This is a genomic window from Flavobacterium sp. SOK18b, from assembly GCF_014156605.1.
Taxonomy (GTDB): Bacteria; Bacteroidota; Bacteroidia; order Flavobacteriales; family Flavobacteriaceae; genus Flavobacterium; species Flavobacterium tiangeerense.
Genome location: NZ_QKNZ01000020.1, coordinates 112941 through 124254 on the forward strand (window position 1 = coordinate 112941; position 11314 = coordinate 124254).

An 11314-nucleotide genomic window follows, 5' to 3' on the forward strand; every position below is an offset into this window, starting at 1 on the left:
AATTAATCTAAAAACAATTGTCTCTTTTGAATAATTTTTTTATCTACTCTATTTTGTATCGTTGAACCATCATCAAAGTAAGGATCTTCTTCTGGTATATAAAGCTGTTCTAAAGTTTGGTAATACGACTCGCTTGCTAATTCAGAGTCAATCTTTATAGCACTGTAATAAACAGGGAACTCATTAGGTGCTAATTGAGGTCTAGAGTCAAGAACTTGATCTGTAAACTCATAATCTAGTGGATAGTCAAATACAATTAAAGAACTATCTTGTTTTATTTCCGCTTCCTGAGCTGCTGATGTAGGAGCTATCTCTACGTAAAGATAATTGGGATCTATTACAAAATCAGCAAAAGAGTCAACAGATTCTCTATTAGTAGCTGATTTTGATTTTTCTTTTAAGCTAATTAAAGCCTTTCTCATGTTCTTTACAGCATAAGGATTTTCTAATTTCTTACCATACTTGATATACTCTTTACGATTAATAGATGTGGCAGCATCTGAGATTTCTGTATTATCTGAACAGGAAACAATCAAAAATGAGCAAAATGCCAGCAAAATAAAATTGAAACGAATTGTTATTTTCATTAAATTGAGGGTCACATGGTTAATTATCACGAAGATACTAAAATCATAATACAGAATAACCTTGCTAAATTATTTAACAATAATATAATACTAGGGCAAACAAATAAATTAACTAAACTTAGTTATGTATTTCTGGACAATAGCTTCGGTGTTTTCATTCCTAATTTTTTGTTCCAATTGAATAGGAGGCGAAGCACGTTCTAAACAATCTTTTACGGCACACGTTTCACAAGTAACACCTACAATTTGTTTTTTGAGCGACTCATTTTCGATGAACTTAAATTTTTTCTTCATTCCTGCGGTCATCAATATTCCAACAGAAATACTTCGGATACAATCTGTTTTAAAAGGATCTGGCGTAGCAGATGAAAAAACGAGATACTCATTTTTACTGTTTTCGTAACTAGAGATTTGGGCGTCAAAAAAGTGATTTTTACCCTGCTTTAAAGATTCTTCGATCGTTCGTATAGAAACCCATCTGCGACAGTAATGCTCATTCATTTCATTAGCATGCGGTTCCTGCTGATTGGTGATGTGTAACTCTTTCTTTATTTGATAAGTATCTGTTCCTTTTTGGTGCGAAAGTCGTAAGAAAAACAAATTTTTGAGATTAAAATCCTTCGGTAAAATATTAGTCAAACGCTGGTAAAAAGACTCAGGAGACACATTAAACTGGTTCATCAACTGAACCATTTGTTGCGGTTTAGGATTTTCTAGAGCTAAGAATACATTTAGCTCATCTATAAGATGTTGACGCGGCAATAATAAAGCTCCAGCAAAATAAGAAGCGTAAAAATTATTCAACACTTGGTCAAAATTATCAAATTTTATCCAACTAAAAGTATACAATCGCTCCTTGATTTCCATGTAGTTGTATGCAATTTCTTTAGCCAAAATAAACGCTTTTTGTCCTTCATCAATATCATTTGATAACAACAAAGTTTTACTAGAGGGTACAAAAATAGAACGTAAATCACCCAAAGCTTCGTGCTCTGTAAAAACCAACTCTTGTATGGTATATCCATATTCTTCAACAAGAATAGCCTTAAGCTCTGTGATCGAAATATTAGTGGTTAAGTCTACATGAAACGCTTTACAAAACAAAAGAACTTTCTCCTCTAAATCTTCAAAATAATTATTGTGCGCCTCTTGATAGGAACGAAGTGCTGCCAAGAAAAAACTTTCTCTGGTAAGATTATAGTGTTGCGCAATTTCAATAATGGTACTTACAAAAGCATTGACCTTAGCAGGTGCATTGGCAATAATATCAATTAAATCTGCCTCTTGAATTCCAAACAGCTCCAGCGGAATCTCTTTTAAAATTCCTGATTTTAATATTTCGCCAATAGGCGCTAAATTATTATCCAGTTTCAACGAAACCATGTGATCATAAGTAAGATCTAATTTCTCCGCTAATAAAATAATCTTATCGGTTTTAGGATATTTCTTTCCTTTCTCAATTTCGTTCAAATACGATTTTGAGAGCGCTGTGATTTTGGCTAAACCAAATAAAGACAAATTTTTAGCCGTACGTGCTTGCTTGAGTTTAAGTCCAAAAATAAGCTTGATATAATCTTTCTCTATGTTCATATCTCAAAGATAAGATAAAAAATATTTTCGCCAAAAAAAATATTTTTACATTTTAGCGTACGTTCGCTTTTTTTATTAAAAACTTTTTGTATCATTGCAGTGTTAAAAAATAACATTGACAACAAAAAAAGATATTTAGTTATGGAAACAGGTCAAAAAGCAGAAATTAAAGAAATATATTCAACCAATATGTTAAATTTTTCAATAGAGACTACAGAGCGTTATCCTGAAATTTTAACCGATGAAGCAATAACATTCCTATCATTACTTCATGAAAATTTCAATAATGAACGTTTGTTGTTGTTACAAAACAGAATAAAACAACAAGATTTATTTGATGCAGGCGCACTACCTACTTTTCCATTGGAAACAAAAGAAATTAGAGAAGAAAACTGGGAAGCAGCAACTACACCAGATGATCTAGCAGACAGAAGAGTTGAAATAACAGGACCTGTAGATCGTAAAATGGTAATCAATGCGCTGAATTCTGGCGCCAAAACTTTCATGGCTGATTTTGAAGACAGCACTTCCCCAACTTGGAGCAATCTTATGACAGGACAGCAAAACCTGAAAGATGCAGTAAACAAAACAATTAGCCTTGAGGATCCTATAAAAAACAAAAAATACAGTTTAAACGAAAAAACTGCCGTGTTGTTAGTTCGTCCGAGAGGATTGCATTTGCCTGAGAAGAATATTTTAATTGGCGGTGTACAAACTTCAGGATCACTGATTGACTTTGGGTTGTATGCCTTTCACAACTATAAAAAACTTATTGAAGATGGTACAGCACCTTATTTTTACATCCCAAAACTAGAACATTATCTTGAAGCAAGATGGTGGAACGAAGTTTTCTTATTTACACAAGAGTATTTAGGAGTAAAAAAAGGAACTTTCAAAGCAACCGTTTTAATCGAAACTATAACCGCCAGTTTTCAATTAGACGAAATTATTTATGAATTGAAAGATCATATCGTTGGTTTGAATTGCGGAAGATGGGATTACATTTTTTCATATATCAAAAAATTACGAAACAATCCCAATTTCATTGTTCCAAACAGGGATCAAGTAACCATGACAGCTCCGTTTATGAGTGCTTATTCACAACTGGTAATTCAACGTTGCCACAAACGTAACATACACGCTATAGGCGGAATGGCAGCACAAATTCCGATCAAAAATAATGAAGAAGCCAATACTATAGCTTTTAACAAAGTAATTGCCGACAAAGAACGTGAGGTTAAAAATGGTCATGACGGTACTTGGGTAGCACATCCTGATTTGGTTCCGCTTGCCATGACTGTATTTGACAAATATATGCCAACTAAAAACCAAATTGATGTAAAACGAGAGGACGTTCACGTAACCGAAAGCGATTTACTAGAAACTCCAAAAGGAACCATCACAGAGGAAGGCGTTCGAAAAAACATCAGTATTTCTGTTTTATACATTGCATCGTGGCTCAATGGCCAAGGAGCAGCAGCATTACATCATTTAATGGAAGATGCTGCAACTGCGGAGATTTCTAGATCACAACTGTGGCAATGGCTACAAAACAAGGTTACGCTAGAAAACGGAAAACAACTAAACACCAATTACTACCATAAACTAGCCATGGAAGAATTTGAAAAAATAAAAAAACTAGTTGGGGATGAAAATCATGAGAAACAAAAATACATTCTAGCGGAACAATTATTAGATCAACTGGTGGTAAACAAGAATTTCATAGACTTTTTAACCCTACCAGGATACAAGTACATTTAAAAAACAATTGCAATAAAATAAATATCAATAAAATATTAAACACCATTTAAACCATACAAACACTATGAAAACTACCGAAACAAGAATTCAAGAATTAGTTGCAGACTGGATTACAAACCCAAGATGGAAAGGCATTGAGCGTCCGTATACTGCTGAAGAAGTTGTTAAACTACAAGGTTCTTACCAAATAGAACACAGCGTGGCAAGACTAGGAGCTACTACTTTATGGAACAAACTTAATTCGCAAGATTTTGTGGCTGGACTTGGCGCACTTACGGGAAACCAAGCAATACAAGAGGTAGAAGCTGGACTTGAAGCCATATACTTGAGCGGTTGGCAAGTTGCAGCCGATGCAAATGTAGCTGGCGAAATGTACCCTGATCAATCATTATACCCTGCCAATAGTGTTCCGCTTGTAGTAAAACGCATTAACAACGCGCTCTTGAGAGCAGATCAAATTCAAGTGGTAAACGGAACTACTGATAAAAAAGATTACCTAGTTCCTATTGTGGCTGATGCCGAAGCTGGTTTTGGAGGGAATCTAAATGCTTTTGAATTAATGAAATCCATGATTGAGGCAGGTGCAGCAGGTGTTCACTTTGAAGACCAATTGAGTTCTGCTAAAAAATGCGGTCACCTTGGCGGAAAAGTATTAGTTCCTACGCAAGAAGCGATTAATAAATTAATTGCAGCTCGTTTAGCAGCTGATGTTATGGGAACGCCTACGCTTGTTGTTGCTAGAACTGACGCTGATGCAGCTAATTTATTGACCAGCGATATTGACCCGAGAGACGCAAAATTCATTACAGGAGAAAAAACTGCTGAAGGCTTTTTTTATGTGAATTGTGGAATTGAACAAGGAATTGACCGTGGATTGAGTTACGCACCGTATGCTGATTTAATTTGGATGGAAACTAGTAACCCCGATTTAGCATACGCCAAACAATTTGCAGAAGCTATTCACGCACAATTCCCAGGAAAAATGCTTGCTTACAATTGCTCTCCATCTTTTAACTGGGCTGCAAAATTATCTGTAGCTGAAATGGAAACATTTAGAGAAGACCTAGCAGCTATGGGCTATAAATTTCAGTTCATTACATTGGCTGGATTTCACGCCTTAAATACAAGTATGTTTGAACTTTCAAAAGCTTACAAAGAAAGAGGAATGGCAGGCTACTCTGAATTACAAGAAAGAGAATTTGCTTTACAAAAACACGGTTTCAAAGCAGTAAAACACCAAGGCTTTGTAGGAACCTCCTATTTTGATGCGGTACAAAATACCGTAACAATAGGAAAATCAAGCACTACAGCCATGAAAGATTCTACTGAAACGGCACAGTTTTAAATACCTAAAGAACATAAAAAAACACGATTTCTTACGGAATCGTGTTTTTTGATTTCTGAGAAATGATATTATTTAGATTCGAAAATTTCTAGATCAGCCACTACCTTCTCTTTTCCTTTTTGAATGCTAACTTTACTTATAGAAACAGGTAAGTAATACTTTCCGTTTTTAGCTGCTTCCCATTTCAATTTCTTATCTTTAGCCAAAGCTTTTTCAACAATTTCCTTTGGAACAGATAAATCATAAACCTGCTTGTTTAATCCTTTTTTGGCCATTACTTTTTGAGAAAAAAGGACTTCTTTATTGCTGTTCTCAATTTGCAACACCACTTCGGCATCTTCATTAGAGTAAAACCAAATCTCAGCTTTAGGATCTGTTGGTTTAGCCCAAGCACTCCAACTATTACCCCATTCTCTTGATTTTTTTATCTTTTTAAAGTCAAAAACATGAATAGTAGAAGCTAAAACTTTGTCATTTATATTTTGGACTTGATCCAAATTAACTTTGTAAATAGAGCGTCCATGAGTTCCTACAATTAAATCTTTAGCTTTCTTTTGAATGACTAAATCATGTACCGCAACATTAGGCATTCCATTGGAGAAATCCTCCCAAGTCTTTCCTTTGTTCAATGAGACATACAATCCATTATCAGTCCCTAAATACAATACATTTTCATTGTTTGGATCTTCTGCAATTACATTCACTGGACTTACAGGAATATTACTAGCTATACTAGTCCAGGTTTGTCCGTAATCATCAGATGCGTATACATAAGTTGTAAAATCATCATTACGATATCCGTTTAAGGTGGCATAAACACGTTCTTTTTTATGTGCTGATGCTGCCACCCTAGTTACCCATAAATTTTGAGGCAGATTTTCTGAAATTTTATTCCAGCTCACACCTCCATCTTTCGTCACCTGAATTAGTCCGTCATCACTACCGGTGTATAACAACCCAAATTGCAAAGTACTCTCACTAATCGTGGCTACTGTACCAAAGGCAACATTACCTTCCTTAACACCTTGGGTCAAATCTGGTGAAATTGGAGTCCAAGTTTGTCCTTGGTTCATGGAGCGGTGTAAAAAGTTCGACCCCATGTACAATATATCTTGATTGTGTGAGGAAAGCAAAATAGGCGTTTGCCAATTGAATCGAAATGGTTTCTCATCCTTTTTTGGCTTTGGCGAAATGTACTCTCTTTTGTTATTGGCACGATCTATTCGGTAATAATTTCCAAACTGAAATCCTGTAAAAACAATATTAGGATTGCGTTTGTCTATTTGAGTTTGCATTCCATCACCTCCCATTAAATTTTCATAAGGATATTTTCCTGTTTGTAACCACTCTGAAGAGAATTGATAATTGCTTGGTCCAACCCAAACCCCATTGTCCTGCATACCTCCATAAATATTATACGGCTCTTGCTCATCAACATTCACTGCATAAAACTGACTCACACTATGCGAATTGCCTTTGAACCAGTGTGCCCCATCATCATAAGAAATGTTCAAACCACCATCATTTCCATTAATTAAGTGCCCAGATTTATTAGGATTCACCCATACTACATGGTGATCTGCATGGACATTCTCTTCACTAATACTAGTAAACGTTTTACCACCATCATCTGATTTAATTACCGGTACTCCTGATAAGTAAATTTTATTTGCGTTACTCGGATCCACTGAAATAGCCGCAAAGTAATATCCGTAGGAGTAAAATAAATCGTCTATGAAGTTTTGGTGTGTTTTTGTCCAACTTTTTCCCCCGTTGGTAGATTTATACACTTCGGCCCCAATAACCTCGGCATCTGCCAGACTATTAATGGATGCTAAGACTAATTTTCCCGCTTCACTTGGTTGCAAATACCCATTTTGCACCCAATGTTTGATATTCTCAGCTCTGTATTTTTCGGTTAAACCATAGTTTTTCAGAATAGAGTTTAAGCTTTTATTGGGTAATTTAAGAAACTCATCTCCAGGAACAGAAAAGGCTGCTGGTAATGAATTGCTTTTTTTAGCGTCTAAAGGTCTTTTAAATTGGTTGTCCAGAACGGCATAAACTGTAGCATCATCATAAACGGCTAAGCCAATTCTACCTACACCTTCACCTGTGGGAAAACCACTATTGGCTGTAGAATACAATTTCCAAGTTGCTCCAGCATCCTCACTTTTGTAAATTCCTGATGCTGATCCATTACCTTTAAAATCCCAAGCTTTTCTGTCTTTACTCCATGCAGCGGCATATTGTATTTTGAAATTTTTTGGCGAAACAGCCACATCAATAATTCCTGTTTCATTGTTTACAAAAAGTGTCTTGCTCCATGTTTTTCCACCATCTGTGGTTTTATAAATTCCTCTTTCTTCATTTTTAGTATACAAATGTCCCACCGCACCAACTACAATTTCATCCGGATTTACTGGATTTATCAAAATTCTACTAATATGATGCGTGTCATGCAAGCCCATATTTTGCCAAGTCTTTCCTTTATCCGTTGATTTCAAAATCCCAATTCCAGCATAGGAAGAGCGCGAAGAATTTACCTCTCCAGTTCCTACCCAAATAGTTCCTTGTTTCCAATCTATTGCAATATCGCCCACGTTTTGCGTAGGCGCACCATCCATAACCGGTACAAAACTCATTCCGTTATTATTGCTATACCACAAACCTCCTGATGCGTAACCTACATAAAATTCTGTTGGATTTTCAGGATTTACATCTACATCAACTACACGTCCGCTCATAACCGTTGGACCCACATTTTGTAAACTTAGGTTTTTAAAAAGCGATTGTTCTTGCAGTTGTTTTTTGGATACTAAACTATTTTGAACTGCCTCAGGAGAGACTTGTGCAGAGGCAACGGTTTGCGCAATAAAGGCAGCTAAGAGTATTCCTTTTTTCATAGAGTTGGATTTTGATGCCGAAATTTAAGGATAAATCAACGGACCAAAAAATTTTATACTCTAATTAACACCTGTTTCTCTCAAAGTTACTATTTTTGAATAATCAATAAAAAATATGGATTAGCATCTAATTGTTTTAAATTAAAGAGATAAATAAGCCATTCCAATTACATTTTACACCCATAAAAAACAAAACTCAACTCATGAAATACCATCAAATTGACCGCGATTTATTTATAAAAAACAGAGCCAAATTCATGGCTCAAATGAAGCCAAAAAGTGTTGCAATTTTTAATTCGAATGATATTTATCCCGTTTCGGCTGATAGTACTTTGCCTTTTGCACAACACCGTGACATCTTTTATTTGAGTGGTGTTGACCAAGAAGAAAGTATTTTACTCTTATTCCCTGACGCACCTTATGAGCACCAACGCGAAATGGTTTTCTTGAAAGAAACTAGCGAGCACATTGCTATTTGGGAAGGTGAAAAACTAACCAAAGAACGTGCTTACGAAGTAACTGGAATCAAAACCGTGTACTGGTTACAAGATTTTGAAAAAGTGTTATTCGAAATGATGACGCATGCCGAAACTATTTACATCAACACCAATGAGCATTACCGCGCCACGGTAGAAACCGAAACCCGCGAAGCACGCTTTGTAAAATGGTGGAAAGAAAAATATCCTGCACACGCCGTTGCCAAAAGCAACCCTATCCTGCAACGTCTTCGTTCTGTAAAAGAAAGCGAAGAATTGGACTTGATCCAAAAAGCCTGCAACATTACTGAACTTGGTTTTAGACGATTATTACCTTTTGTGAAACCAAACGTTACTGAGTACGAAATCGAAGCCGAATTAATTCACGAATTCATCCGCAATCGCTCTCGTGGTTTTGCCTACACGCCTATCATTGCATCGGGTAACAATGCTAACGTTTTGCACTACATTGAAAACAACCAACAATGCAAAGCAGGCGACTTAATTTTACTTGATGTAGCTGCTGAATATGCCAATTATTCTAGTGACATGACGCGTACCATTCCCGTTTCTGGTCGCTATTCTACTCGTCAAAAAGAAGTTTACAACGCCGTACTTCGTGTAAAAAACGAAGCTACCAAAATGTTAACCACTGGCACACTTTGGAAACAATACCACATCGAAGTCGGGAAAATAATGACCTCAGAATTACTAGGTTTAGGACTTATTGACAAAGCCGATGTGCAAAACGAAAACCCAGACTGGCCCGCTTACAAAAAATATTTCATGCACGGAACCTCACACCACATGGGGCTAGACACGCACGATTATGGTATTTTGACCGAGCCAATGCAAGCCAACATGGTATTTACCGTTGAGCCCGGAATTTACATTCCTGCCGAAGGTTTCGGAATTCGTCTTGAGGACAACATCATCGTTCAAGAAAACGGCGAACCTTTCAACATGATGCGCAACATTCCTATCGAAGTCGAGGAAATCGAAGACCTCATGAACGCATAACAAATCTTTCCCATCCATAACAAGCAGTCTAGCGCAATCTAGGCTGCTTTTTTTTTGGGGAGCAGTATATCTAATTTTCAAAACCACAACCTGTCCTGCTGTCCGTTCTATTCCCGCTTAAAAAACTACGGCACAAAAGCCTTGTTTTTTATAAGCAGGAGATGCCACTGCCATCAGGGCTAATAAGTTCGCTCTATTTTCAAAACCACAAAATGTTAAAACAATTCTAAAGTTGTAACGTTACAAAACAGTCAAAGACTTATTCTTAAAACCGTTATCAGCAACAATTAAAATATTAACTAGAAAAAAAAACTAAAAAACATAAAAATCATGCAAGCACACGAAATTGATTACCACATTTACGGCGAAGAAATGCAATACGTAGAGATCGAACTAGATCCTCAAGAAGTAGTCGTTGCCGAAGCCGGAAGTTTTATGATGATGGACAACAACATCCAAATGCAAACCATTTTTGGAGACGGTTCTGGACAAGAAAACGGATTGTTTGGCAAACTATTAAGCGCCGGAAAACGAGTTCTTACTGGAGAAAGTCTCTTTATGACAGCATTCATAAACCAAAACAATACCACGAGTAAGGTTTCATTTGCATCACCTTATCCTGGCAAGATCATCCCAATTGATCTGATGCAATTTGGCGGTAAATTCATTTGCCAAAAAGATTCTTTTTTATGTGCAGCCAAAGGCGTATCAGTAGGAATCGAATTCTCTAAAAAACTAGGAACTGGGTTATTTGGTGGCGAAGGTTTCATCATGCAAAAAATTGAAGGTGACGGACTGGCCTTTGTACACACCGGCGGAACATTAGCCAAAAAAGAATTAGCCGCAGGCGAAGTCCTAAAAGTCGATACCGGATGTATTGTAGGATTTACAAAAGATGTAGATTATGACATCGAGTTTGTCGGCGGAATCAAAAATTCTCTTTTTGGTGGCGAAGGTTTATTTTATGCTACACTACGCGGTCCAGGAACAGTTTATATTCAGTCCTTACCTTTCAGTCGCCTAGCAGATAGAATCATTGCATCGGCACCAAGAGCAGGCGGAAGCAGCCGTGACGAAGGCAGTTTACTAGGTGGTTTAGGCCGATTAATAGACGGTGATAATAGATTTTAAGACTCAAAGGCTCTCAGGAATGGGAGCTTTTTTTATTTTAATGGTAGTTTAACCTGAGGTAATGGTTGACAAAGTGTTTTATTGACTATTTTCTCTCGCATTAATTTTTTCTTATTAAAGTGTCTAGATATATTTTGAATAATTTCAGTGTAATTATCAGTTCCATCCTGTTTTTGATGGTAAAAAACCTTTATTGAAATGCAATTTGGATTTTCAAAAATTGTATTAAGCATAGTTCTATCTGATAATCCACATGAATGACCCATTATGTAGACTTGGAATTTTTGATCACTTTCTACAAAATCTAAAAGATTTTTATAATTTGAATTTTGTAGATATTGGAACGACTTGAAATTTCTCAAATATTCATTATCATCTATGTTTTCAATTATTTTATAATCTTCATCCATTTCATCTCCAAAGCCAAAATTAACTTTGTTTATGGAATCATTTAATTTACCATGTATATAATTTATTTGTTTTTGATATGCAAAACGA

At 36.1% G+C, this 11314-nt stretch carries 8 protein-coding genes; 4 read left to right on the forward strand and 4 right to left on the reverse strand.

The features are described from left to right. Positions 1–2: 2 nt before the first annotated feature. The gene (locus DNC80_RS04985) at positions 3–536 is read right to left on the reverse strand and encodes a hypothetical protein (protein ID WP_182649739.1); all 534 of its coding nucleotides are present in this window, start codon (positions 534–536) and stop codon (positions 3–5) included. 159 nt (positions 537–695) lie between these two features. Continuing rightward, positions 696–2177 (reverse strand): helix-turn-helix domain-containing protein, encoded by a 1482-nt coding sequence (locus tag DNC80_RS04990; RefSeq protein WP_182649740.1) that lies wholly within the window; start codon positions 2175–2177, stop codon positions 696–698. A gap of 141 nt (positions 2178–2318) precedes the next feature. On the opposite strand from DNC80_RS04990, the gene aceB reads away from it, so the two are divergent. Further along, positions 2319–3938 (forward strand): malate synthase A, encoded by a 1620-nt coding sequence (gene aceB / locus DNC80_RS04995; protein ID WP_370628693.1) that lies wholly within the window; start codon positions 2319–2321, stop codon positions 3936–3938. Between the two features lie 64 nt (positions 3939–4002). Then, positions 4003–5283: an isocitrate lyase gene (aceA, locus tag DNC80_RS05000; RefSeq protein WP_182649742.1), complete on the forward strand. Its 1281-nt coding sequence runs from the start codon at positions 4003–4005 to the stop codon at positions 5281–5283. A gap of 68 nt (positions 5284–5351) precedes the next feature. Here the strand turns inward: aceA and DNC80_RS05005 are convergent, their stop codons facing one another. Beyond that, complete coding sequence (locus DNC80_RS05005) at positions 5352–8189, reverse strand: sialidase family protein (RefSeq protein WP_182649744.1); 2838 nt, start codon at positions 8187–8189, stop codon at positions 5352–5354. A 203-nt stretch (positions 8190–8392) separates the two neighbouring features. On the opposite strand from DNC80_RS05005, the gene DNC80_RS05010 reads away from it, so the two are divergent. Beyond that, positions 8393–9685 (forward strand): aminopeptidase P family protein, encoded by a 1293-nt coding sequence (locus DNC80_RS05010; protein WP_182649746.1) that lies wholly within the window; start codon positions 8393–8395, stop codon positions 9683–9685. A 330-nt stretch (positions 9686–10015) separates the two neighbouring features. Continuing rightward, on the forward strand, positions 10016–10816 hold the full coding sequence (locus DNC80_RS05015) for a TIGR00266 family protein (RefSeq protein ID WP_182649748.1): 801 nt from the start codon (positions 10016–10018) through the stop codon (positions 10814–10816). A gap of 32 nt (positions 10817–10848) precedes the next feature. Here the strand turns inward: DNC80_RS05015 and DNC80_RS05020 are convergent. After that, on the reverse strand, positions 10849–11314 hold a 466-nt coding region (locus tag DNC80_RS05020), incomplete at its 5' end, for an AbiH family protein (protein ID WP_182649750.1).